Below are 23,193 nucleotides of genomic sequence, written 5' to 3' on the forward strand. Positions count from 1 at the left end.
TCGAGCGAGGAGCAAGCAAAGAGAAGAACTCTATGAACAAATCGGAAGGCTCAGGGCCTCTAAAGTGCGGTAAAATTGCTCATGTTTCTCTCGCGTCGAACGCTTCTTCTCAGTGGTGCCGGGCTCACTCTCGTCGGGTGTGGCGGTGGTGGCGGCACCCTGCCGGATCCCCATTTAATTTCTCGTGTTCGTCCCCGGCTCGCCATCCACTGGGCTCCCCGCAGCCGCGCTGTGAGTGGGCCGCAGTCCGCAAGTGTTGCCGTGATTACTGCGCGCTCACTGGTGATAGCCGGCCAGGTGGCCACAGCGGAGGTCTCCCGCTACTCCCTGTCTCAGTCATCGGGTAGCCAGGGGGCCACCGCCACCTACGAGCTCACGCCCGAGCTACCGGTAGGCCCCGTGGAGCTGAGCGTGCGCTTCTACGACTCCCTCAGTGGCTACCCCGGCGATAGCAGTCGCGTGCTGGTGGCGGTTGCACAACAGCAGGTGGAGCTCCAGGGGCCGGGCGGGCTCTTGCCCGACATCGCGGTTGCCGGACTGGTGGCCTCGGTAAGCCTGCTACCCGATCAAGTGGTTCCTCTGGCGGGAAGGACGGACCTGAAGTTCACGGCGCTAGACAGCGCGGGCAACACCCTCGCGCTGGGGCCCAGTGCTGCCTCCCTGGAGATTGTTGAGGGGAAGGATACGGTTCTAGCCTCTGATCTAACCCTCGGGGTGGGGTATTTTCGAGGACTTGCGGAGGGAACGGCACAGGTGCGGGTGCGAATTGACGACAAAGTCAGCCCACCAATACCCGTACGCGTCACCCGCTTTCCTGCCGTATCTCCGGGGCTCTGGATGGGCAGTGGGATTGCGGACATGGTCTGGGATGCGGGGCGACAGAAGCTCTGGATCGTGGATGTCTCGGGAGGCACGAACACGCTCCAAACTCTGGATCCGGCAACGCGTGCTCTGGGCACACCGATTATCGTTCCCGGGGGGGGACTGAGTAACCTGAAGCTCGCCCCCGATGGCCGTTCGCTCTACGGCTATGTCAAAGGGACGAACACAATCCAGAGAATCGCTCTGGAGACGGGCGTGGTCGAGGCGAGGATCGAGCTACCGCAGCGGATCTACCCCGAGGAGCGTGGCATTTTCTGGATGCTACCCGGCCCCGCTCGCTCGCTCCTGGTCGCCTGGCACTCCGGTGATAGCCAGCAGCGCGATATCTGGGTCTACGACGGCTCGGTGCGCCGTCCCGTGTCGCTGCGCAGGGTGCTGGGGACGCTGGAGACGGAGCTGGTTCTCACCGAGGTGAGCAGCAACGACGAGGGAACGGTGGCCTACATCAGCGGCGGTGGCGTCGGCTGGAGGGTGGGAATCGGCCCCGACGGGTTTATGGCGGGGACGGTCTCCCGCGCCCCTTCAGGCACCTTCCACCAGGGACAGCTGATAGATTCGTCGGCACGGGTCTGCGAGGCCACGACGGGCACACTCTTAAGTAGCCTGGGGGCGAGTTTCGAGGGGAACCGGTCTCTTGGCGTTGCCGCAAACGGTTCTTACTGGGTTCTGGAAGGCCTGAGCTCCTCGCGGCAGCGGCTACGTCTGGTCGAGCCACAGCACTTTACGGAGCAGGGACGTCTGGAGCTGCCCGAGTACCTGCCTGTTTTCCAGAACTTCACCACGACCACCTATACCTACTACTATGATACCCAGAAGGCGGCAAGCTGGGGCGCACGGGGAGTGGCGCTTCTCGTGTCGGAGCAGCTCTCTCTCTACGACAACCTGCCCGGCTTGTAGGGAGCTGAGCGGGTACAATAGGGTATGAAGAACCTGACTCTGGTGCGGGACATGCACCAGCCCAATCCGTATGACTTGACCGCTCGTGCCGAAGCTATTGACCCTTCGCTGGACTTAGTCGTGGAGATTCTCAAGCTCAAGACCGAGAAAAACGCGGTTATCTTAGCGCACTACTACCAGGACTCCGAGATTCAGGATCTGGCGGACTTTGTGGGCGACTCGCTGGCACTGGCGCAGGCGGCGGCCAAGACCGAGGCGGACTGCATTGTGTTCTGTGGCGTGCACTTCATGGCGGAGACGGCGAAAATTCTCAACCCTAGCAAGCCCGTTTACTTGCCCGATCTTGATGCCGGGTGCTCGCTCGCCGACCGCTGCCCCGCCGATGTCTACGGCGAGTGGCTGAAGCAGTACCCAGGGCACTATGTGGTGAACTACATCAACTCGTCGGCGGCGGTGAAGGCCATGAGCGATTTAATCGTGACCAGTAGCAACGCCGCGCAGCTGGTCGCGATGATCCCTAAAGACCAGCCGATTGTCTTTGGCCCGGATCGGCATCTCGGAAAGTGGGTCGAGAAGCAAACGGGCCGCGAGATGATCCTCTGGCCGGGTTTTTGTATCGTCCACGAGCAGTTCAATGCCCGGCGGCTCTCGCTTCTGATCAACGCCCACCCCGACGCCACCGTGATCGCGCACCCCGAGTGCGAGGAAGCGGTTCTCGACAAAGCCCACTTCATCGGCTCGACCCTTGCCTTGCTCAACTACGTCAAAACGCACCCCGAGCACAAGAAGTTCGTCGTGAATACCGAGGTCGGGATTCTCCACCAGATGGAAAAAGCCCGCCCCGACGCCACGTTTATCTGCGCCCCCCCGAACTCCGGCTGCACCTGTGCGAGCTGCCCGTACATGCGCCTGAATACGTTAGAGAAACTCTATCTGTGCCTCAAAGATGGTCAGCCGGAGCTTCTCATGGACGAGGGGTTGCGATTAAAGTCTGAAGTCCCGCTGCGACGCATGCTGGAGTGGAGCGCAAAAATCCCCTCTGTCGCCCCGAACAAATAGGAGCCTCTACTATGCAGCTTACTTTGCCCACCACCGTTCGTGGTTTTCATGACTACTACAAGCTTACGGCCAGTCCGCGCGATCTCACGGAGGCATTCGGCTATGTTTTTGAGGCGGAGACGCTCTCGCTCTCCCAAGCCTCCGAAGAACTTTCCTGGTGTAGGGCGCTGCAAAACAAGCTTTCCTATGCGGTTTCCCATCTCAGCTTTGAAAGTGAGATGATGCGCCGCGAGTTTCTGATTGCCCCGGTGCTCTTTGATGTGGCGCAGTATCTAGGTGCGGACTTGCGCTCTGAGTATGGGATTCGGGTGAGCGAGCAGCTCAAGGGTTCGCTGGATTACTACGTGCGTGCCCAGCAGAATATCTGTGTGGTGGAGGCAAAGCAAGGGGATCTCAGCCGAGGGTTCTCCCAGCTTTGTGCGGAGCTGATTGCGGTGGATCAGCAGGGGGAGATAACCTCTGATGTGCTCTACGGTGCGGTTTCTTTTGGTGATCTCTGGCGCTTCGGACGGCTGGTGCGCTCGGAGAAACGCATTACGCAGGATATTGGCATTCTGGGAGTGCCCGTAGATACGGAGAAGCTGGTGCGGGTGCTGATTGCGATCTTGCGAGGAGAGAGCTGATGAAGCAACAAAACAATCCTATTGCGGCGCGCTATGAAACAGGCAAGCGGCTCCAGCAGTTTGAGCGGCTCTGGGAGACGGCAAATCCGGAGCAGAAGCGCCAAGTCTTGCCGCTGGTCAATCAGGCCGTGATGGGCTTCTTCGCCGGTGGCCCCTCTGCAAGCGCCAAGCCGCTTGATCAAGCAATCCTTTTGTTAGGGGAGGAGAAAGACCGCACTCCAGAGCGACGTTGGGCAATGCCGCTTGTCTTCAGTACCTCCGTTCAGCTTGCGGATACCGGTGTCGGTGTTGAGTTCCGTGTCTCACGGCTTTACGAGACACCAGAGAAGGCTCCCGAGAATCTCGTCGTTGGTGTTGGTGGGGTAGGTTCACCTCTGAAAGGTGACTTAGGCGAGGTTCCCGTGACGGGCTTTCCTATGACCGCATTTACCTACTACGCCGCACCACGCGAGGTTAGCGGTAGCGTTCGCATTGCCCTCCGAGGACAGAATCTTGTGGCAGAGCGGCTTATTTCCCTCGACTACGCAAAGAACCTGAAAGCCCGGTTGGCGGCGCTGGAGAGTGTGAAGGAGCCGTCGGTGGTGCTTCTGCTCGGTGTCCTGAAAAAGCTTGCCTCAGGTGAGGCGCTGGAGACGGACTATCCCGCACTGAAGCTACTCCGTGATGCCGAAGCGGTGGCAAAAAACGCGCCGCTCTGGGGAAAGAAGCGTCCCGGGCAGTTCTGGCTCACTCTCAACAACGTTCCCGTGCGCCTGCTTGCACCCGAGGCCGTGACATCGGGCAAGCCTCTGCCGCTGGTCGTTGCGCTGCACGGGTCGGGCGGCTCGGAGAACATGTTCTTCGATACCTACGGCGCGGGCAAGCTCGTGCGGCTCTGTGAAAAGCGCGGCTGGCTGCTTCTCACCTTGCGAAATGGCCAAGGGCTGGGCGAGCTTCCCAAGCTACTTGCTGAGCTGGGCAAGCTCTATGCCTATGATCCCAAGCGCGTCTATCTCACGGGCCACTCGATGGGGGCGGCGATGGCGGTGCAGACGGCGCAAAAGTACCCGAAGCTCTTCGCTGCTGTGGCGGTGCTTGCGGGGGGCGGTGCCATAACGTCCCCTGAGGGTCTTCCGCCGTTTCTGATCGGAGCGGGCGCATCGGATTTTGGTAAGCCGATGGCGCAGAGCCTGGCCAAAGCGCTCAAGACCGAGTGCAAGATCTACCCAGACTGCGAGCATCTCACCGTCGTCCAAGATGCTCTCGATGATGTGATGCGTTTTTTTGAGCAACCAAATCCCCGCTGATGGTTCCCATTCTGCATCCCGCATTCCTATACTCGGATGCGGGTGCCGTATGTTAACCGAGACGGCTTCCGTTGCGAGAAAAACTCACTGCTGACCCCACCCTCTGGCTGGAAGTAAAGAACGCCGAAGGCTGGTTTACCACCAAGTTCCCCGAGGGCATGGATGAGCTTTACTTTGCCGTCGGGGGCGTTGTGACGGATATTAAAAAGCTAAAAGGATTCTTCGCCGTCTTCGCTGAGACACTTCAGCAGTTTCAGAAAATCGGCTCACTGGAGAAAGGCAACCCTGGTGTTATGCTACAATAACTGAGAGGAATATTGCAATGTCGAACACATCACCACGCGAGCCTGAGGTCAACGGGGGACTCATACTGGCACTGAGTATTTTAGGGCTCTTGCTCTGCGGCCCCCTCACGATTGTAAGCTGGATCATGGCCAATGCCGCCCTGCGCACACTGGATCACCATCCTAGCTCCAGTCAGCGCGGACTTGTCCAAGCAGGGCAGATCATCAGCATCATTGGGATAGTTTTATGGGTATTTTTTGCCTACACACGCCTGAGTGCTCCGTCTCCCCGTCGCCTCTCGTCGCCCACCACCTTCATCGGCGGAAAGTCGGTGCAGTCGCAGGGAGGACGGGTCTACGTGGATGGAAAACCTGCCGATCCCAGCACCCCGGAAGGCTCGCTGGCGCTACATCTGCAGTCGCAGCAGGAGAAAAAATAGCGCACGCGTTGCGCTATAATGGGCGCATGGCACTCATCCTCCCTACCAGTGTTCGCGGCTTTCATGACTACTTCAAGCTGACCGCTATCCCGGAAGAACTTGTCGTCGCCTTTGGCTACCATTTTGATGCCAAAACACTTGCCCTCCCACTTGCTCAGGAGCCGCTCCCTTGGCTTGCCGAGCTTAGTGTGCGCCTAGACTTTGCCTTCCGCCATGTGGGAATGAGCAGTGAGACACCACGCCGTGAGTTCCTGATAGCCCCGATTCTAGGAGAAGCGGCCCGCCATGTGGACGCGCAAGTACGCTCTGAGCTGGACGTGCGGGTTAATACACAGCTTAAAGGGGCGCTTGACTACCTGCTTCAGGCACAGGGAAACCTCCTGGTGGTCGAGGCAAAGCAGGCGGATCTCACGCGAGGCTTCTCTCAGCTCTGCGCCGAGCTCATCGCCGTGGATCAGTGGACGGATTCGACGATAGATATCCTCTACGGCGCGGTTTCCGTCGGCGATATCTGGCGCTTTGGCACACTGGAGCGTGGGGCAAAGCGCATTACGCAGGATCAAGATATCTTCTCAGTTCCTACCGACACCGAGCGCCTGATGCGAACATTGATCGCGATCTTGCGAGGAGAAACAGCAGCATGAGGCAGCTTATCACGCAGGTTTCCCGTGTGCGGCTGGAAAATACCGTGCGCTCGCTGGCGACGATTCCGACGCGGCACACGCTCTCAGGAGCACGCGGGGCGGATGCGGCGGCGGCGTGGCTGGAGCGGGAGCTGAAGAGCTACGGTGGGAACCTGCAAGTGGCGCAGCAGCGCTGGGTGCAGGCGGCGGGTGGGCGCATGACAAAAGCCGTGGAGATCGGTAACGTGCTGGCGACCCTGCCGGGTACGGACTCTCCCGAGCGCGTGCTGGTTGTCTCTGGTCACTACGACTCTCGGGTGACCGATGTGCTGGATGCAAGCTCTCCTGCGCCGGGAGCCAACGACGATGCGTCGGGTGTGGCGGTGGTGCTGGAGTGTGCGCGGCTGATGGCGGGAATGCGCCCGCGCTGCACCGTGATGTTTGCCGCCGTGACGGGCGAGGAGCAGAGCCTGCTGGGCTCGGCACAGCTTGCAAAGAGCTTGAAAGAGCAGGGCAAGAGTATTGTTGCGATGGCTACCTACGATATTGTGGGTAACTCCGTGAGCGAGGCGGGCAAGCGCGATGATAAGCACATCCGGGTTTTTTCCACGTCCGATGAGCTTGGCGAGCTGGCGACCCAGGCTACGCGCCGTAAGAGCCTCGGCACCGACGGCGACTCGCCTGCGCGGACTTTAGCGCGTGCCATTGCGGATTCCGCACGGCGGCAAGTGAAGGGATTTTCTGTGGCATTGACGCTACGCAACGACCGTTATGGGCGCGGCGGCGATCACAGTGCGTTTCTGGCCGTAGGCTTTCCGGCGTCTGTGCGCTTCACGGAACCTGGCGAGGACTGGCGGCACCAACACCAGGATCTGCGAGTGGAGAAAGGCACGAAGTACGGCGATCTGCCTGAGTTCGTGGACTATAACTACCTCACCCGTGTTGCGCAAGTGGCCGTTGCCTGGCTCTCCGAGCTCGCTCAGGCCCCGCCCGCTCCCGTTCGCGTGAGCCTCAAGCAGAACCTAAGTGCCCAGACCACGCTCCAGTGGGCAGCAGTGGACGGGGCAGTAACCTACGAGGTTCTCTGGCGACGCACGACGGAGTTTGACTGGAGCGGGAGCAAGAGCTTTACGACAACGCAGGCTATTTTGCCGCTCTCCAAAGACGATTATTTGTTCGGAGTACGCGCTATCGGTCCCCAGGGCGCACGCGGACTGCCCGCCGTTGTGGGGCGGTAGGGCGTTTAGTTCACCAGCGCACGGACAGAGAGAGTGGGGGCGGTCTCGGGATGCCAGGAAGTCAGGGAGCGGCGGACGCGTTCACGGCCACGGGAGAGGCGGGAGCGGACGGTACCGACGGGAATGTGCAGATCCTGGGCAATTTCTTGATAAGCCATCCCTTGAATATCCGCCATCGCCACCACGCGTCGGTACTCCTCAGGAAGCGTGCGGACGGCTTGGAGCAGCGCGGCCCCTTCGAGCTGCGAGAGCACCTGGCGCTCCGGAGAAGCATTGGGCGCAGTCGGCTGTTCAATGGAGCTTCCATCAGCATTTTCAAGGGGGACTTGCCGTGGCTCGCGGGACTTCTTGCGGTACATATTGTAAAATAAGTTCCGCATGATTGTGTGTAGCCAGGCCCGTGGGCTGCCATCGGAGCGGTAGGTATCAAAGCGGTCGAAGGCGCGTAGGAGCGTCTCCTGTACTAAGTCCTCGGCATCGGAGGCGCTGCGAGTGAGCGCCATCGCCGGGGCGTAGAGCGACGCTTCGTGGGGGAGAATCACCTTTTCAAATATCTCGGCTTGTACGGTTTTTGTGTTTAGCATGATCGTTTCCTGATGACTAAATTCGTTTTGCGGTCAGAAGGTTCCCTGAAAAATCTAGTGCTTGCGGATTCCATGGATCAAGAAATCTAGCATAGCGCTCGCTTGCGCTTCCAGGCCCTTGCGGCAGGAGGGTTTAGCGTGGCAGGGGTTCAGGTAGGGCGGGAAGAACGGCACCATCGCGAGCAAGAAGTGCGAGGCGGCCTCGGCAGGTGCGCAGGGCAGGTCAAACTCTCCCTCGGAGAGCACACGGGTGAGTAGGTCGAGCTGTGCCTGACGCTCTGGCTGACCACACGCCATGAGGCGCGGCGAGAGCAGCTCGTCAACTAGCTCGGTTCCGTGCACTGTCACCTGAGCAACATCGTGAACCGAAAGAATCGCGGCCATGAGCATCCGGCGGAGCTTCTCCTCAGGGGAGGCAAGAGACTCCGTAATGGCACGCATCTGGTCGGTGACATTGCGTTTCACCTCACGGGCCAGAGTCAGAAGAAGCGCCTCTTTGGTCTCAAAATGCAGATAGACCGTCCCCTTGCCGATTCCCGCGTCCGACGCGATCTCGTCAATGGTGGTTTTCTTAAAGCCGTAGTGCAAAAAACGCTTACGCGCTGCCTCTAGGATAGCGCGCCGTGTCTCTTCTCCACCAGTGCAGTTGTTCTCTTTTTGTATCATGTGACTGGATTCGTATTCTGGTCATAAGTTTACCATAGGCTTAAATTCTTCGCAAGTCCTGCGGAGATTAATCGGCGAGCCGTCCCCCAAGGGACACACGGTCGCGTACCTACTACTGTGAGTGCATTGACGAAAGCCCCTCAGAGCGGCTATACTCCCACCGATTTGACTTTGATGAATGTGGTTGAGGAGAAAGAAACCAGTGAGGAAGTGATCCTTACCTGGCGTATCCACCGCCTGCGGGACGAGCCGCAGAAGATCGGCCTGGTAGCACTGGGCTATGGGCTCGCGTTTGCCTTCTGGCGGCTGGCGTTTCCCTACCCTCTTGGGCTGTTTCTCCCGATGATCGCCCTCACAGGGGCAATGGCGGAGTATCTTTTTCCCGTGGATTACAAGCTCACCAACAAAAAAGTCTACTGTTCCTGTGGCCCAGCCATTAAGCTGGAGCTACTCTGGAGCGATATTCGCCGCGCGACCCGAGGTAGAGACGGGGTATACCTCTCAACCCTCAAGATTCCCTCCCGGCTGGACTCGTTCCGGGGAATTCGTCTACGTTTCGCACAAGACAATGAAGTGCTTGTACGGGAGACCGTGAAAAAACTTTGGAGCCAAACGTCATGAGCCTGGCACAATGGAACGAGCCTCTGCCGGAGACGGAGCGCGAGGAACTCTTGGAGAGTATTGCCACCCAGATCGTGAAGCGTGGGCTGAGCGTCCCCGCGATTATTGCGCTGGAGATGCACCGCCCACTGGCGTTTATTCTCTCGCAGAGCATGATCGCCCTCACCCCCCTTTTTGGCCCCGTGGTGGGCCTGAACCGGATGCAGTTTTTTGGGCGCTTACTGGCAGAGCCAGGCGGTGTCGAAGCACTCATCCGTCGCATTGAGGATAAAACAGTATGAACCACTCAACTTGGCCTGCTTTTATCTTGCTGCTTCTGATGTCCATTGTCATCGTGGTGACCGTGGTCTCAGCGCAGAAGGGAAAGCAGTATTTTATTCGGCGCATCCCCGGACTCTCGGCCATTGATGAAGCCGTGGGACGTGCGGTGGAGATGGGGCGAGGGATCTTGCTCTCGACCGGGCTCTCCGATGGGATTGATATTATTACGCTCCAAGCACTCGCGATCTGTGCCAGCGTGGCATCGTCGGCGGCGCGCTACGGAACACGGGTTCAGATGCCGGTCTACAACTCCGCCATGCTGCCCATCGCCGAGGACACGATCTCCAACGCCTACCAGCAAGCCGGGCGGGGCGATGCCTACTCTCCCGACGATGTGCGCTATCTGTCCAACCAGCAGTTCGCCTACGCCGCTGGTGTGGCGGGCATGATCCAGCGCGAGAAGTTCGCCGCGACGTTTCTTTTTGGGACGTTTTTTGCCGAGTCGCTGATCATGGCGGAGAATGCCAACATGGTCGGGGCCATTCAAGTGGCGGGCACCCCCTCAACGACGCAAGTCCCGTTCTTTATCGCCGCCTGTGACTACGTGATTATCGGCGATGAGTACTACGCCGCGACGGCCTATCTCACCCGGCAGCCGACGTTGCTAGGCTCAATTGTGGCGCAAGATAGGGTTAAGATCGGCATTCTGGCGACCATTGTGATTGGCTCGCTGTGCACCACGTTTGTGAATAAGCATCTCTTCCGCAATCTGTTTGCGGATCAGAATGTTAGCAACTTCCTGGTGGATCCTGAAGAGAGTGCGAAAGGGGGCAAGTAGCTATGGGAAACTATGGAATGATTTTTGTGGGGTTGCTTATTGGAGCGGTGGTTCTGTTTCTGCTCACCCTAGTGCCCAACAAGCTTCGCAAGCCACTGATCGCAATGGTGACTCTGGTAGCGGGCTGTTTCTACGCCGTGGAGTTCTTCTGGCCCACCCACGCGACGGTTGCCAATAAAGCGGATGTCATTAAGAAGCTCAAGTACCAGCCTGAAAACACGCCACTCGCCGACTCGGAGCTGGTGGCGACTTTAGACGAATCGGCGAAGACCAAGCTCAAAGAGCTCTCCCCGGAAGATGCACGGCTGATTCTCAAACAGCTCCCCGCGACCTCCGAGAAGCCTCTCACCAGCGACGATGTGGAGAAGATGACGGCGCAGGAGAACTTCCTGACACCGTACTTCAAGCAAGTCTCGGATATCTCCAATGCGCTGCAAGCCTTCGCGATTGGCCTGGGTATCTACTCCCTGATGTCAGTTCACCTGCGCAATATCGCCATGAAGCGCTCCGGTTGGGGCAACTCGGCGACACTAATCGGGGGAATTGTTCTGATGACGGTGGCGCACATCGGGAAAGAGTACGTGAAAACGGGGCCATTTAAGACCCTGGATGTGCTGCTCTACGATGGGCTAATGAAAAACCTCGATGCCACGATGTTCTCCATTATCGCCTTCTATATCGTCTCCGCCGCGTACCGCGCGTTTCGCATTCGCTCCGTCGAGGCGACGATTCTACTGGTCGCTGCCGCGCTGGTGATGCTAGGAAATGTCCCGATTGGGCAGGCGCTGACCAACTGGATTCCTAATGAGAAGACCGATATTGTCGCAAACCTGCGGCTGGAAAATATCGGCCAGTGGATTCAGAAGCGTGCTAGCTCCCCGGCCACGATGGCGATTGACTTCGGGCTCGCCGTGGGCGCACTGGCAACCTCTCTGCGACTCTGGCTCTCTCTTGAGCGCGGCTCCTACTTCGAGGAGGAACTCTAGTGAAATTTCTTAATAACGTAGATCGCCGCCTTCTCTATCTCTTGCTGATCGTCGTGATCGCGATTCCGCTGCTTGCTCCTGCGGTGACTAAGGGCTTGCCCAAGCCCGCCATCACCGCCGCGACCCGTAGCTACTACGAGACAATCGAGAAAGTGGCCAGCGATCCCGCCGCTAAGAACAAGATTGTGATCGTGGCCTGCAACTTTGCCGCAGGAACTCTCGCCGAGAATCTCTCCCAGTGCGAGGCCACAGTGCGCCACTTGATGATGCGTAAAGTGAAGTTCGCCATCTTTGGCTTCAGCGACCCGCAAGGGCGTGAGCTGGGGCAGCAAGCTGTGGAAAAGCTCGCCAAGGAGTACGACTACCAGTACGGCCGCGACTATGTCAACTGGGGCTACCGACCGGCAGGCGCCGCGACAGCGCTGATCAAAGCTGCCGTCAACGATCTGCCCGGCGCCCTGGGCAAAGATATCAAGGGCATGGCACTGGGCGAGGTCGCGTGTATGCAGGGAATCAAAGGGGTCAATGATGTCTCGATCATTATCGAGATCGCTTCGGCCAACACCATTCCCGTGTGGATTCAGTTCTACCAGCGTGCGGGAAAGACTCCCATCCCCACTCTCTACTGCCCCACCTCCGTGATGGCAACCGAGGCGATCCCCATGCTGGAGACGGGCCAGCTCCAGGGTATGCTGACGGGCCTCAAGGGAGCGAGCGAGTACGAGCTTCTCCTAGAGAAAGCGGGCTTTGCGACCTCAGCCTCGGCCTCTCTCTCGCTGTCCCACTTGCTGATTCTTGTGCTGATCTTTTTGGGAAACCTGGGAATGTTTTTAGAGCGCAAGCAGCGCGCCGCTGCCGAAGGAGGGCGCTAAACCATGAGTGATAGTCTGCTGAAAATGATTGTCGTGGTTCTTGGGGTGGTCTGCACCCTGGGCATCTACTCGATTCTCTACAAAGAAAACAAGATCTTCCGGCTCTTTGAGCATCTCTATCTGGGGCTGGCGGGGGGCTACGCGATCGCCGCCACCTGGAACGATGTGCTCAAGCCCAACTGGTGGGAGCCGATGGTCAAAGAGGGCCAGTGGGGCCTCGCACTGATCCTGCCTGCCGGGTCGCTGTTCTACTTCATCTACTCCAAGCGCAACGGCTGGATGGCGCGCCTGATTTTTGGTGTCTTTATTGGCTTCGCGTCTGGCCAGGCATTCCAGAGCTTTGCGGGCGACTACTGGCCCAAGCTCCAGACCGCTGCCACGAAGACTGTCTGGGTGGACCCCGCGAAGATCAAGCCGGAATATCCGGTGGCTGCCTATGCCACGGCGATCAACAACCTGATTTTCTTAGCGATTCTTGCCTCTGTTATGGTCTATTTCTTCTTCTCTTTTGAGCAGAAGAACACCGCAGTGAATAAAGTTTCTAAGTTCGGTCGCTACGCCATGATGATCGCTTTTGGAGCGATGTTTGGAAACACGATCATGGCCCGTATGGCGCTTCTGATCGGACGGATCTATTTTATGATCCACGCTCCCGATGCCATCAGCGCCAGCGCCAATGCGGGACCTTAGAGGCTGGACTTGCCCCTTAACCCCGTCCTGCCGGGGTAGGGGGTAAACTGACTCCGTGAAGCGACGTGATTTCCTTACTCTCTCGGCGGGCGCTGGGGCCGCACTAATGACAAGTGATGGGCAGGCACACGCACAGAGTGCGGGCCTCCCCCCGCCTATTGCCCGTGAGTTCAGGGGGCTCTGGGTTGCCAGTGTCAATAATATTGACTGGCCCAGCAAACCTGGACTACCCCCTGAGCAGCAGCGTGCGGAGCTGATTGCCCTACTGGATCGCGCCAAGCGCCTCAAGCTCAATGCCGTTCTGCTGCAAGTGCGTACCGCGTGCGATGCCCTCTACCGCTCAGAAAAAGAGCCCTGGAGTGAGTATCTCACCGGCACGATGGGGCAAGATCCCGGCTGGGATCCGCTTGCAGAAGCGGTGAAGGAGGCCCATGATCGAGGGATCGAGCTTCATGCTTGGGTGAACCCATTTCGTGCACGGCAGTCTGGTGCTAAAGGCCCTGCTGCGCCTAACCATCTCTCGGTGACCCGCCCTGGCTGGGTCAAGACCTACGGCAACCTCCAGTGGCTAGACCCTGGTGAGTCCGATGCCAGCAAGCACTCACTGGATGTCTTGATGGATATTGTCCGCCGCTACGATATAGACGGCCTACACGTGGACGATTACTTCTATCCCTATAAGATCTACACCGACGAAAAGAACAAAATCGAGAAGCCCTTTCCCGATGAGCCCGCCTGGAAGCGCTACACGCTCTCTGGTGGCAAGCTCGCGCGCTCGGACTGGCGGCGCAAGAACATTGATGACTTTATTCGTGATCTCTACCAACAAATCAAAACCGAGAAGCCGTGGGTGAAGTTTGGGATCAGCCCGTTTGGCATCTGGCGACCGGGCTTTCCTCCTCAGATTACCGGCTACGACTCCTACGAGAACCTCTATGGCGACAGTCGCAAGTGGATGCGCGAGGGCTGGGCGGACTACTTTGCGCCGCAGCTCTACTGGAAGATTGATCAGGCGGGCCAGAGCTTCCCGATCCTCTTGATCTGGTGGTCTGAGCAAAATGCGATGCAGCGGCATCTGTGGCCGGGGCTCTACACCAGCAAGTATCCGCCACTGGAGATCGAGTACCAGATCAAAGTGGCACGGGGGCTCTCGGGCAGCGCCCACGGACACCTGCACTTCTCCGCAGTGGTGCTCAAGAAAGGCATGGAGGACGATACAAACACGATGGCAGGCCATCTTGCCAGTATTGTCTACCCCGAGCCCGCGCTCGTCCCGTCGTGTCCCTGGCTGGGCAGCGATCTCCCACCCCCTCCGCGCGGCGTCCGAGTGAGCGGCGAGCGTATCACCTGGCAGCCCGTAGACAAGGCGTTTGTCTACGCCGTCCAGTGGCGCACGGGCGAGCGCTGGAGCATCGTAGTTCTCCCCGGCGACCACGCCAGCCACGATACGGGAGCGCAGATTGATCAAGCCGTCGTCACCGCTGTGGATCGGCTAGGGAACGCCTCCGAATCACGATGATCCTCCAGGTTGGCCCCTCCGATCCCTACAACGACGCGCCGCAAATCGCGCCAGGAACACTGGCCGAGACACTTCGCACTGTGCCCGAGCCCGTGAGCCTGATCGCGACAGCAGGCTTCGACATCCTTGCGGCGCTACTCGAAACGGACCGTGCCTTAGTCCGTACCAAAATCGCGCGGCTGTTTCTGATCGGCGGGCGTGCTGAGGGCTTCTTGCCGATTGACCCGCGCCTCAAAGCGCGCTACCCCGAGCGCTTCGGTGGCGCACCCGACCCGGCGTTTGGTCGCCTACTCACCTCCGGTGAGGGCGTGATCTGGCTCCCCGGCGATGTCTGTCTCTGGCGGCACTGGGACGAACAAAAGCAAGAGGCAACTCTGCTCTCCACGCTTCCCGCCTTCTGCCTCGCCCGCCACCCGGAGCCCCTGCCCTGGCTAAGACTCTTTCGCACCGTCCCCGCACGTGTTTCGGTTGATGAGTCCGGTGCACTCACCGAGCTCACCTCCAATACCCCGAACCCGAATCTCTATGTAGTGGTCGCCATTGACGGCGCGGCACTCTCACGGTTCCTAGGGGCAGAGCGCGTGGTATCCTGACCTCGTGACGATACTGGGAATTGATCCGGGCACGGCGACGACGGGGTTTGGCATTATCCGCTACGAAGAGGGGCGCTTAATTCCCGTGGATGTGGGGGTCTTGCTCACGACGCCCGACATGGCGCTGCCGGATCGTCTCAAGTCTATCTACGACGATATCAACACATTGCTGGATCGCTACACGCCGGATATGGTGGCGACCGAGAAGCTCTTTTTTGATAAAAATGTCACCAATGGGATCGCGGTGGGCGCGGCGCGTGGCGTGATCTTGCTGGCGTTTGCCCAGCGCTCTCTGCCGTGGATGGAGTACACGCCGATGCAAGTAAAGTCGGCGGTGACGGGCTACGGGGCTGCGGATAAGCAGCAAGTCCAGGCGATGGTGGTGCGACTGCTCACCCTGAGCGAAATTCCCAAGCCCGACGATGCCGCCGATGCCCTCGCGGTGGCGATCTGCCACGCGCACTCCCATAAAATCAGTGGCATGGGGCGCACCCGTGGCCGCGACAATCGAAGGTAAAGACCTCTCCCTCAGTCCAATCAAACGCTATGCAAAAACGATCCCGCTTGTTGCTTCTCCCGCTTGTTGTGCTTACCAGTTGTGCTAAGATTCCGCCCGCAGGAACGTTTGAGCCCCCTAAGTTGCTGCGCGTCACTTTTGCCCTGCGCGGCGAGGTGCAGAGCAGTGAGACGGGCCTGCCGTACTACTACTTTGTGACGATCAACCGCACGGATGATGCGGGAGCCAGTGGCCCCGCTCCCGTGGTGGATCGGCCCTGGGGAAATGGCTTCGCGGCGGCAAACTCCGCCACGGGGCAAGGCTTCGTGGGCTTTGTCGCCTTCAACTACCGTGGCCCCGGCTACCAGGTGTTCTCCTGCGAGAGCGGCGGCGTGCTCAAGAACCCTGTCGAGGGGATCTTTACACCTCTGGGGCTGCCCTACCAGTCCACGCCCGTGTCGCGTGGGAGCAAGACACTCTCGTTTCAAGTGGATCTCAACACGCTGCCCAATAAGACCCTGCGCTATGTCCAGCTCAATCTCATTGCCACTAACAATGTCCCACAGGGTGCTGAAGATGCTCCCAAACTCTGGGATGCTCTCGGAGATGGCAGCTCGACCGGCTCGCTCAACCAGTTTCTCACGTTTGATACCCGCCAGAATCAGCTACGTCGCAACAGCGATGACCGTCGCGAGCCCACTCAGAACGATGTGCGCGACCATGTGAATGCGCTGGTAGATGAACCGAACTTAGATATTGTGGACTGGGAGATCGAGTACCGAAACTAGAGGGTTATGGGTTATCATAGGGCAGCTAAGGAGAGTTGACTTATGCAGCAACAGTTTCAGCAGCCCGAAGAGAAGCGCTACGACGCTAAAAAGCTCCAACAAGTGGTCGAGCTTGCCACAAGGCTTCAGCACCAGCACTACGAGACCCTAACTGCCGCCCAAGTCGAGCAGATGGGGGAGGACTTAGGTCTTTCGCCCGAGTTTATTCGCAAGGCATTGGTGCTGGTGGAAGAAGAAGAGACCCAGCAGTACTTAGCGCCAACGTCTCATGTCGAGCCTCTCGCACGGGTGCAAACGGAGGCCTCTCCTAAGCGTCTCTCTCGCAAGACCATTCGTAAAGTGCTCCTGCCTGCCCTAGCAATTACGCCGCTAGTGTGGGTGGTCGGTCCTATTCTGGCAGTCGCGATGCAAAGTGATTTTAAGCCGGGGCTTGAGTTGATTATCATGGGAATCATGGTGGCTGTGCCCGCTGTGGCGGCACTGGTCTCTGGGGCAAGTTCGCGTTCGCGGCGGGCCGGACTCCTAGGCGGTGCGGCGGTTGGGTTGATTAGCTGGGTCGGCTTCTTACTCACAGTGGTACCGAGTGGAAACTATCTCTCCTCGATGTTGATCGGGCTTATGTTCTATCTGGGAGGGGCCAGTGCGTTGGCAAGCCTCGCGGTGGCGCTTCGACGCTGGTGGAAAGATCGCCCGGCCTCAGAAGACGAAGGGCCGCGCCGGGTACAATAGTTAGGACAGGTCTAATTTTGGTGCAGGGAACTTTCTTCCCCGCCTAACTTGTACAGTAATCACGAGGACTTTACGATCATGTGGATTCGCACTACGGCACTTTTTCGCACCGCAGCTCTGGCTGCTCTTGTTTCGTCTCTGGCAGTTGCCGCACCGGCAGCGGCTCCCAAGCTCCCCGGTTTTTTCGCGGCGGCAAAAGCAAGCATCGCACCGGCAAAAGTGAAGGCGGGCGGCAAAGCGACGCTTACGATTACGCTCACCATGGCTCCGGGATTTCATATCTACGACCCCAAGCCCGGCGATGAGTATGCAATTGCCTCCGAAGTGATGCCGCTGAAAGCTGCGGGTGTCACCTACGGGAAAGCGGTCTGGCCCGCCCCGACGATCCATGAGAAAATGCGGGTTCATCAGGGAGTGATCACGGTCACGGTGCCAATCACACTTGCCAAAACCGTGAAGCCGGGGATGCTCAAGCTGGGGGCCGCCGTGAAAGCGCAAGGCTGCAACGAGACCGGTTGCCTGCCGCCTGACACCATCACACTCCCCGCTCCGCTTATGGTGAACAAGTAGCCATGCGTCGCCTCCTCGCCCTCTTCCTGGTCACGCTCGCTGTGGTAAGCAGTGCCTTTGCTACACCGCAGAAGCCCGCTTTCTCTGCGGCGATTGCGCCGAGCCCCGCCCATCCCGGTGAGCTTGTCACTGTCACGGTGAGGGCGACGATTCCAAAGGGCACGCATCTCTACAGTGTCACTGCCGACGAGAGCCTTTTTACCCCGACCAGTATCACGATTGAGGGCAAGGGGATCACGGCTGTAGGAAAGCCCACCGAGTCAAAGACCGAGCCGTTTTACAGCTCCGTGGACAAGGTGACGGTTGGCGTGCACGAGACCCAAGCGACGTTTACCCAGGCACTCTCACTTGCCGCCGATGCCACACCAAGAAGCGTTCCGTTAAAAATCTCGGTGCGCTATCAGGCGTGCGACGATTCCGGCTGCCTGCCACCTACCACGGAAGAAGTCAAGCTCAATCCGCTGGCAATTGAAGCAGGAGCCGTGCGCTCCGAGTTTAGCAAAGCACCAATATCCCCCTTCGCGAAGCCGGAGGGGGTGGCGAGCCCCAGCAAGCCGGGGGAGGCTGCTCCAACGAGCTTGCTGACGTTTATGCTGACGGCATTTGGGGCGGGGCTACTTGCGCTCATCACGCCCTGCGTCTTCCCGATGATCCCGGTGACGTTTTCCTACTTCACCAAGCTTGCCACAGGAAAAACAGATCATAGCCCGGCGGCAGTTCAGAAGACAATTGTCCATCTTGCAGCACTGTACTGTGCAGGAATTATTGTCAGCTTTACAGCCTTTGGCTTAATTATGGCCGTCACGGTGGGAGCCGCCGGGGCCACACGTTTTGCCGCAAATCCCTGGGTCAACCTCGGATTTGCAACGCTTTTTGTGGTCTTTGGACTGGCGTTGCTTGAAGTTTTTGAGCTGAAGCTCCCCGGCAAAGTGATGAGTCTGACCGGAAGTGGCCACAAGGCAGGCGGCTATCTGGGCGTGTTCTTGCTCGGACTGACGTTTGTGATCGCCAGCTTCACCTGTGCCGCACCGTTTGTAGGAACCGTGATGGTGCTCGCGGCCAATGGCAAGGAGTTCTTCCGCCCGATACTGGGGATGGCGCTTTTTGCCACCGCGCTCGCTCTTCCGTTTTTTCTGTTGGCAATTTTCCCTAGCTTGCTCAAGAAAATGCCTAAGTCTGGCGACTGGCTGACCACGATTAAAGGCGCGATGGGCTTTCTGGAGCTCGCCGCCGCCGTCAAGTTTCTCTCGAACGCCGATCTGGTCTGGAACTGGAAGCTCCTCAGTAGCCCGATGTGTTTGCTTCTCTACGGCCTCTCCCTGCTCGCGGGGGGAGTCTGGCTACTAGGAAAACTCTCGATTGGCTTCAACACCCCACAGGGTAACCCAACGCCTGCGCGGCGCATCTGGTCAGGCGTGTTTATCGTCGCCGCGCTCTACTTCTTCTACGGTGTCTCTGGCAGGCCGCTCCATCCGCTGCTCGCGGGCTTTTTGCCGCCACCAGACTATGGGTTTGGTAATGGTAAGAAGCTAGAAGGCGAGCTGGAGTGGGGCAGTGATCTGGAGAAAGCCAAGGCCGAGGCAAAGGAGACGGGCAAGAAGGTTCTGATTGACTTCACGGGCCACACCTGACAGAACTGCCGCGACGTGGAGTTCCGCGTCTTCCCCGAGCCTGCTGTTAGTGCGGAGCTCAAAAAATACATCCGTGTTCGTCTCTACACCGACAATGGTAGCGAGGCCGAGAACAAAAACGGTCAGTACGCTCTGGAGCTACTCAATAACGCCGTCAATCCGCTCTACGCCGTGATTGATGGCGAAGGCAAGCTTCTCGCCAGTACCGACTACAACATCGCCAAAGATGCTACGCGGATGACGGCGTGGCTGAAGTCGGCGGGCGGTTAACACTGCCCTCCGATGATAGAATATGCCCATGTCTGCCGATTTTCGGGCACATCTTGCCCAGCGTATTCTCCTCATTGATGGCTCCTACGGGGTTCTCCTCCAGAAAAAAGGCTTAGAGGAAGCCGATTTCCGGGGCGAGCGGTTTAAAGATCACCCGAAGGATGTTAAAAACAACCCCGACTTACTCAACATCACCCAGCCGCAGATTGTCGCGGAGACACACCAGGCGTATGTGGATGCTGGTGCGGAGCTGATCGAGACCAACACGTTCACGGCGACCACGATCTCACAAGAGGACTACGGGCTCCAAGGCTTTGCGGATGAGATGAGCCTTGAGGGCGCACGCATCTGTCGCCAAGTGGTAGACGCGGCGATTGCCAAAGACGGCAAGCAGCGCTGGGTGGCGGGAAGCATCGGGCCGCTGAATAGAAGCGCCTCGGTGGTCGTAGATGCGGATCGGCCCGCGTATCGCAACGTGAGCTGGGACGAATTGGTGGAGACTTACGGACGACAGGCGCGTGCGCTTATCGAGGGCGGCGTGGACGTGCTACTCTGCGAGACGACGTTTGACACGCTGAACTTAAAGGCCGCACTCTTTGCCATTGACGGGCTGCTGACCGAGCTTGGTCGCGATATTCCGGTGATGGCATCGTGCTTTGTGGACCTGGCAGGGGGAAACCTCTCGGGCCAGGACATTGAGGCGCTCTGGTACTCGATTCGCCACTTCCCACTGACTGCCGTGGGGCTGAACTGCTCGCTAGGGCCCAAAGAGATGCGCCCGATTCTGGCGCGCCTCGCGGAGATTGCGGATATTCCGATCATCGCCTACCCCAACGCGGGGCTACCCGATGCGCTCTCGGAGACGGGGTTCCCCGAGACGCCTGAGACCATGGGGCCGATGCTGCGGGAGTGGGCACAGGCCGGACTGATCAATATTATCGGTGGTTGCTGCGGCAACTCCCCGGCGCACATCAAGGCCATTGGTGAGGCCGTGAAGGGCTTGCCGCCGCGCGAAATCCCGAGTGTTGAGACCTACCTACGGCTCTCGGGCACCCTGCCGTTTGTGGTGCGCCCCGAGACGAACTTCGTCAACGTGGGGGAGCGCTGCAATGTCGCGGGCTCGTCGAAGTTCTTAAAGCTCATCCAGGAGGAGAAGTTCGAGGACGCGCTGAGTGTGGCTTTAGAGCAAGTGGACAACGGTGCACAAGTCTTAGATATTTGTTTTGACGACCAGGGAATGCTGGACCGCGAGGCGTGCATGACGCACTTTCTGAAGCTCATTCAAGCGGAGCCGGGCATCAACAAAGTGCCTCTGATGATTGACTCGTCGCGCTGGGAAGTAATCGAAGCGGGCCTCAAGTGCAGCGTCGGCAAGTCCATCGCCAACTCGATCAGCCTGAAAGAGGGCGAGACGGAGTTCCTGAGCCGAGCGAGGATCGTGCGCCAGTTCGGTGCCGCCGTTGTGGTGATGGCTTTCGATGAGCTAGGGCAGGCCGATACCTACCAGCGTCGCATTGAGGTCTGTGAGCGGGCGTATCGGCTTCTGGTGGACACGGTGGGGTTTCCGCCCGAGGATATTATCTTCGACCCGAACATACTGGTGGTCGGCACAGGCATGGAGGAGCACGCGAACTACGGCGTAGACTTTATCAAGACCGTCACCTGGATCAAGGCGAATCTTCCCGGCGCGAAGGTCAGTGGCGGCGTTTCTAACCTCTCGTTCTCGTTCCGGGGCAACAATGTGGTGCGCGAGGCGATGCACGCGGCATTTCTCTATCATGCGATTCAGGCCGGAATGGACATGGGCATTGTGAACGCGGGCCAGCTCCCGGTCTATGCCGATATTCCCAAGGAGCTGCTGGACCATGTCGAGGATGTGATCTTCAACCGCCGCCCCGATGCCACGGAGCGCCTGCTCACACTCGCAGAGACGGTGAAAGGCAAGGGCAAGAAAGCAGCAGGCGCGGACGATGCGTGGCGCGCGGGAACCGTGGAGGAGCGGCTCCAGCACGCGCTGCTCAAGGGGCTGACGGACCATATCGAGGCCGACACGATGGAGGCGCTAGAGAAAATCAAGCGCCCCCTGCTCGTGATCGAGGGGCCGCTGATGGACGGCATGAATGTCGTGGGGGATCTCTTTGGAGCGGGCAAGATGTTCCTGCCGCAGGTCGTGAAATCCGCCCGTGTGATGAAGCGCTCCGTGGCCGTCTTAACGCCGTATTTGGAGGCGGAGAAAGCGCAGAACGCGACGGGAGCGCAGGGCAAGATGCTGATCGCAACCGTGAAGGGCGATGTGCATGATATTGGCAAGAATATTGTTGGGGTTGTGGTCTCGTGCAACAACTACGAAGTGATTGACATGGGCGTGATGGTCTCCTGCGACCGAATCCTTGCGAAGGCCCGCGAGATCGGGGCGGATGTGATCGGGCTCTCGGGGCTCATCACGCCAAGCCTCGACGAGATGATCCATGTCGCCAAGGAGATGACCCGCCAGGGATTTACCGTGCCGCTGCTCATTGGAGGCGCCACGACAAGCCGACTGCACACGGCGGTGAAGATCGCGCCGTACTACGCTAAAACCGTGCACGTACTGGATGCCAGCCGCGCCGTCGGGGTGCTGCAAAACCTGATCGGGGCCGAGAGCGAGGCCTATCTGGCCGAGAACACCGCGATGCAGGAAGCGGCGCGCGCTCAGTTTGCCCAGCGCCAACAGAAGACGGTCTTTCTGCCGCTGGAGAAGGCGCGCACCAATCACTGGAAGGCAACAAAGCCCTACACCCCGCCCACTCCGAGCTTCACGGGCGTGAAAGTAATTGACGAGATCCCGCTCGACGAGCTGACAAAGTACATTGACTGGACGCCGTTCTTTATCTCCTGGGAGCTGCACGGCAAGTTCCCGGCGATCTTTGACGATGCGATCGTCGGCTCCGAGGCGCTCAAGCTTTTCAATGATGCTCAGGCGATGCTCCATCAGCTTGTCTCGAACAAGTGGATCACCGCCCGCGCCGTCTACGGCTTCTTCCCCGCCACGCCAAATGGCGATGATATTCTTCTTTACCCCCTAACCCCCGCCGAGCGGGGGGACAATAAGGAAAATTCTTCCTTGTATCCCCCCCACCGGGCGGGGGATAGGGGGTGGGTTTTGCATAGCCTGCGCCAGCAGAGCGAGAAGCGCGCAGGCGAGCCCAATCGCTGCTTGACGGACTTCTTGGCGCCCGAAGGCGATCATATCGGCGCGTTTGCCGTGACGGCGGGAATTGGGATGGCGGAGCGAGTCGAGGCGTTCAAAGCCGCAGGCGATGACTACAGCGCCATTATGCTGGAGGCACTGGCCGATAGGTTCGCTGAAGCCTCTGCCGAGTGGCTGCACGCGAAGGCCCGCAGCGAGTGGGGCATTGGCGATAGCCTCACGTCGGAGCAGCTCATCAAGGAAGAGTACCAGGGGATTCGTCCCGCGCCGGGTTACCCCGCCTGCCCCGATCACACGGAGAAGACCACGCTGTTCGCGCTGCTCCAGCCAGACCGCATTGGCATGACTCTCACCGAAAGCATGGCGATGTACCCGGCAAGTAGTGTCTCAGGCTGGTACTTTGCGCACCCCGAAGCGGACTATTTTGCGGTGGGTAAGATTGACCGCGACCAGGTGGCGGACTACGCCAAGCGCAAGGGCTGGACGCTGCAAGAAACCGAGCGCTGGCTCTCTCCTGCACTGGGCTACGAGCCCGAGGCGATTAAGTAGGGAATCGG

25 protein-coding genes are annotated in these 23,193 nt (G+C 59.1%); 23 read left to right on the top strand and 2 right to left on the bottom strand.

What is annotated here, in order from left to right; genetic code table 11:
* Positions 1 to 81: 81 nt before the first annotated feature.
* The 8 genes from ACH2ED_RS16635 (at position 82) to ACH2ED_RS16670 (ending at position 7,332) form a co-directional block, all read left to right on the top strand.
* A complete protein-coding gene (locus ACH2ED_RS16635) occupies positions 82 to 1,779 on the top strand; it encodes a YncE family protein (protein WP_395093600.1) in 1,698 nt (565 codons plus the stop codon).
* Positions 1,780 to 1,875: 96 nt separating this feature from the next.
* Positions 1,876 to 2,838, top strand: a complete 963-nt coding sequence (nadA, locus tag ACH2ED_RS16640) for a quinolinate synthase NadA (RefSeq protein WP_395093598.1) — start codon at positions 1,876 to 1,878, stop codon at positions 2,836 to 2,838.
* Positions 2,839 to 2,849: 11 nt separating this feature from the next.
* A complete protein-coding gene (locus ACH2ED_RS16645) occupies positions 2,850 to 3,461 on the top strand; it encodes a hypothetical protein (protein WP_395093530.1) in 612 nt (203 codons plus the stop codon).
* Positions 3,461 to 4,747 (top strand): alpha/beta fold hydrolase, encoded by a 1,287-nt coding sequence (locus tag ACH2ED_RS16650; RefSeq protein WP_395093531.1) that lies wholly within the window; start codon positions 3,461 to 3,463, stop codon positions 4,745 to 4,747. Before ACH2ED_RS16645 ends, ACH2ED_RS16650 begins: the two co-directional genes overlap by 1 nt.
* Before the next feature lie 71 nt (positions 4,748 to 4,818).
* Positions 4,819 to 5,052: a hypothetical protein gene (locus ACH2ED_RS16655; protein WP_395093534.1), complete on the top strand. Its 234-nt coding sequence runs from the start codon at positions 4,819 to 4,821 to the stop codon at positions 5,050 to 5,052.
* A gap of 17 nt (positions 5,053 to 5,069) precedes the next feature.
* Positions 5,070 to 5,471 carry a hypothetical protein gene (locus ACH2ED_RS16660; RefSeq protein ID WP_395093536.1) on the top strand — a complete coding sequence of 134 codons (402 nt, stop codon included), beginning with the start codon at positions 5,070 to 5,072 and terminating at the stop codon, positions 5,469 to 5,471.
* 26 nt (positions 5,472 to 5,497) lie between these two features.
* Positions 5,498 to 6,115 carry a hypothetical protein gene (locus tag ACH2ED_RS16665; protein ID WP_395093539.1) on the top strand — a complete coding sequence of 206 codons (618 nt, stop codon included), beginning with the start codon at positions 5,498 to 5,500 and terminating at the stop codon, positions 6,113 to 6,115.
* Entirely contained in the window at positions 6,112 to 7,332 is a 1,221-nt protein-coding gene (locus tag ACH2ED_RS16670) for a M20/M25/M40 family metallo-hydrolase (protein ID WP_395093541.1), read from the top strand. Before ACH2ED_RS16665 ends, ACH2ED_RS16670 begins: the two co-directional genes overlap by 4 nt.
* A 5-nt stretch (positions 7,333 to 7,337) precedes the next feature.
* Here the strand turns inward: ACH2ED_RS16670 and ACH2ED_RS16675 are convergent, their stop codons facing one another.
* Positions 7,338 to 7,916 (bottom strand): sigma-70 family RNA polymerase sigma factor, encoded by a 579-nt coding sequence (locus ACH2ED_RS16675; RefSeq protein WP_395093543.1) that lies wholly within the window; start codon positions 7,914 to 7,916, stop codon positions 7,338 to 7,340.
* A 54-nt stretch (positions 7,917 to 7,970) separates the two neighbouring features.
* Positions 7,971 to 8,582 (bottom strand): TetR/AcrR family transcriptional regulator, encoded by a 612-nt coding sequence (locus ACH2ED_RS16680; protein ID WP_395093546.1) that lies wholly within the window; start codon positions 8,580 to 8,582, stop codon positions 7,971 to 7,973.
* Positions 8,583 to 8,747: 165 nt separating this feature from the next.
* On the opposite strand from ACH2ED_RS16680, the gene ACH2ED_RS16685 reads away from it, so the two are divergent.
* The 15 genes from ACH2ED_RS16685 to metH all read left to right on the top strand — a co-directional run bounded on the left by ACH2ED_RS16685 (position 8,748) and on the right by metH (position 23,185).
* Positions 8,748 to 9,203, top strand: a complete 456-nt coding sequence (locus tag ACH2ED_RS16685) for a hypothetical protein (RefSeq protein WP_395093549.1) — start codon at positions 8,748 to 8,750, stop codon at positions 9,201 to 9,203.
* Complete coding sequence (locus ACH2ED_RS16690) at positions 9,200 to 9,484, top strand: hypothetical protein (protein WP_395093551.1); 285 nt, start codon at positions 9,200 to 9,202, stop codon at positions 9,482 to 9,484. Before ACH2ED_RS16685 ends, ACH2ED_RS16690 begins: the two co-directional genes overlap by 4 nt.
* On the top strand, positions 9,481 to 10,302 hold the full coding sequence (locus ACH2ED_RS16695) for a DUF6754 domain-containing protein (protein WP_309693377.1): 822 nt from the start codon (positions 9,481 to 9,483) through the stop codon (positions 10,300 to 10,302). The genes ACH2ED_RS16690 and ACH2ED_RS16695 overlap by 4 nt, the downstream gene beginning before the upstream one ends.
* A gap of 2 nt (positions 10,303 to 10,304) precedes the next feature.
* Positions 10,305 to 11,288, top strand: a complete 984-nt coding sequence (locus ACH2ED_RS16700; protein WP_395093554.1) for a hypothetical protein — start codon at positions 10,305 to 10,307, stop codon at positions 11,286 to 11,288.
* Complete coding sequence (locus ACH2ED_RS16705) at positions 11,288 to 12,160, top strand: hypothetical protein (protein WP_309695163.1); 873 nt, start codon at positions 11,288 to 11,290, stop codon at positions 12,158 to 12,160. The genes ACH2ED_RS16700 and ACH2ED_RS16705 overlap by 1 nt, the downstream gene beginning before the upstream one ends.
* 3 nt (positions 12,161 to 12,163) lie before the next feature.
* Positions 12,164 to 12,850: a hypothetical protein gene (locus ACH2ED_RS16710; RefSeq protein ID WP_395093557.1), complete on the top strand. Its 687-nt coding sequence runs from the start codon at positions 12,164 to 12,166 to the stop codon at positions 12,848 to 12,850.
* 55 nt (positions 12,851 to 12,905) lie between these two features.
* The gene (locus tag ACH2ED_RS16715; RefSeq protein ID WP_395093559.1) at positions 12,906 to 14,369 is read left to right on the top strand and encodes a glycoside hydrolase family 10 protein; all 1,464 of its coding nucleotides are present in this window, start codon (positions 12,906 to 12,908) and stop codon (positions 14,367 to 14,369) included.
* Complete coding sequence (locus ACH2ED_RS16720; protein WP_395093561.1) at positions 14,366 to 14,962, top strand: hypothetical protein; 597 nt, start codon at positions 14,366 to 14,368, stop codon at positions 14,960 to 14,962. Before ACH2ED_RS16715 ends, ACH2ED_RS16720 begins: the two co-directional genes overlap by 4 nt.
* Before the next feature lie 4 nt (positions 14,963 to 14,966).
* Positions 14,967 to 15,479, top strand: coding sequence for a crossover junction endodeoxyribonuclease RuvC (gene ruvC / locus ACH2ED_RS16725; RefSeq protein WP_395093563.1), 513 nt, complete (start codon positions 14,967 to 14,969; stop codon positions 15,477 to 15,479).
* A 29-nt stretch (positions 15,480 to 15,508) separates the two neighbouring features.
* The gene (locus ACH2ED_RS16730; protein ID WP_395093566.1) at positions 15,509 to 16,246 is read left to right on the top strand and encodes a hypothetical protein; all 738 of its coding nucleotides are present in this window, start codon (positions 15,509 to 15,511) and stop codon (positions 16,244 to 16,246) included.
* Positions 16,247 to 16,288: 42 nt separating this feature from the next.
* Positions 16,289 to 16,975: a hypothetical protein gene (locus ACH2ED_RS16735; protein ID WP_395093568.1), complete on the top strand. Its 687-nt coding sequence runs from the start codon at positions 16,289 to 16,291 to the stop codon at positions 16,973 to 16,975.
* Positions 16,976 to 17,053: 78 nt separating this feature from the next.
* Positions 17,054 to 17,545 carry a protein-disulfide reductase DsbD N-terminal domain-containing protein gene (locus ACH2ED_RS16740; protein ID WP_395093571.1) on the top strand — a complete coding sequence of 164 codons (492 nt, stop codon included), beginning with the start codon at positions 17,054 to 17,056 and terminating at the stop codon, positions 17,543 to 17,545.
* A 2-nt stretch (positions 17,546 to 17,547) separates the two neighbouring features.
* Positions 17,548 to 19,176: a cytochrome c biogenesis protein CcdA gene (locus tag ACH2ED_RS16745; RefSeq protein WP_395093573.1), complete on the top strand. Its 1,629-nt coding sequence runs from the start codon at positions 17,548 to 17,550 to the stop codon at positions 19,174 to 19,176.
* 15 nt (positions 19,177 to 19,191) lie between these two features.
* Entirely contained in the window at positions 19,192 to 19,446 is a 255-nt protein-coding gene (locus ACH2ED_RS16750) for a hypothetical protein (protein ID WP_395093575.1), read from the top strand.
* A gap of 28 nt (positions 19,447 to 19,474) precedes the next feature.
* Positions 19,475 to 23,185, top strand: a complete 3,711-nt coding sequence (gene metH / locus ACH2ED_RS16755) for a methionine synthase (protein WP_395093577.1) — start codon at positions 19,475 to 19,477, stop codon at positions 23,183 to 23,185.
* The last annotated feature ends 8 nt before the right edge of the window (positions 23,186 to 23,193 follow it).

The organism is Armatimonas sp. (genome assembly GCF_043757465.1).
GTDB lineage: Bacteria > Armatimonadota > Armatimonadia > Armatimonadales > Armatimonadaceae > Armatimonas.

Coding starts and splice junctions, on each gene's coding strand:
- metH (WP_395093577.1), top strand. CDS start 19,475: ATGTCTGCCGATTTTCGGGCACATCTTGCCCAGCGTATTCTCCTCATT.
- ACH2ED_RS16660 (WP_395093536.1), top strand. CDS start 5,070: ATGTCGAACACATCACCACGCGAGCCTGAGGTCAACGGGGGACTCATA.
- ACH2ED_RS16645 (WP_395093530.1), top strand. CDS start 2,850: ATGCAGCTTACTTTGCCCACCACCGTTCGTGGTTTTCATGACTACTAC.
- ACH2ED_RS16690 (WP_395093551.1), top strand. CDS start 9,200: ATGAGCCTGGCACAATGGAACGAGCCTCTGCCGGAGACGGAGCGCGAG.
- ACH2ED_RS16670 (WP_395093541.1), top strand. CDS start 6,112: ATGAGGCAGCTTATCACGCAGGTTTCCCGTGTGCGGCTGGAAAATACC.
- ACH2ED_RS16650 (WP_395093531.1), top strand. CDS start 3,461: ATGAAGCAACAAAACAATCCTATTGCGGCGCGCTATGAAACAGGCAAG.
- ACH2ED_RS16745 (WP_395093573.1), top strand. CDS start 17,548: ATGCGTCGCCTCCTCGCCCTCTTCCTGGTCACGCTCGCTGTGGTAAGC.
- ACH2ED_RS16695 (WP_309693377.1), top strand. CDS start 9,481: ATGAACCACTCAACTTGGCCTGCTTTTATCTTGCTGCTTCTGATGTCC.
- ACH2ED_RS16735 (WP_395093568.1), top strand. CDS start 16,289: ATGCAGCAACAGTTTCAGCAGCCCGAAGAGAAGCGCTACGACGCTAAA.
- ACH2ED_RS16710 (WP_395093557.1), top strand. CDS start 12,164: ATGAGTGATAGTCTGCTGAAAATGATTGTCGTGGTTCTTGGGGTGGTC.
- ACH2ED_RS16720 (WP_395093561.1), top strand. CDS start 14,366: ATGATCCTCCAGGTTGGCCCCTCCGATCCCTACAACGACGCGCCGCAA.
- ACH2ED_RS16730 (WP_395093566.1), top strand. CDS start 15,509: ATGCAAAAACGATCCCGCTTGTTGCTTCTCCCGCTTGTTGTGCTTACC.
- ACH2ED_RS16740 (WP_395093571.1), top strand. CDS start 17,054: ATGTGGATTCGCACTACGGCACTTTTTCGCACCGCAGCTCTGGCTGCT.
- ACH2ED_RS16665 (WP_395093539.1), top strand. CDS start 5,498: ATGGCACTCATCCTCCCTACCAGTGTTCGCGGCTTTCATGACTACTTC.
- ACH2ED_RS16680 (WP_395093546.1), bottom strand. CDS start 8,582: ATGATACAAAAAGAGAACAACTGCACTGGTGGAGAAGAGACACGGCGC.
- ACH2ED_RS16635 (WP_395093600.1), top strand. CDS start 82: ATGTTTCTCTCGCGTCGAACGCTTCTTCTCAGTGGTGCCGGGCTCACT.
- ACH2ED_RS16700 (WP_395093554.1), top strand. CDS start 10,305: ATGGGAAACTATGGAATGATTTTTGTGGGGTTGCTTATTGGAGCGGTG.
- ACH2ED_RS16675 (WP_395093543.1), bottom strand. CDS start 7,916: ATGCTAAACACAAAAACCGTACAAGCCGAGATATTTGAAAAGGTGATT.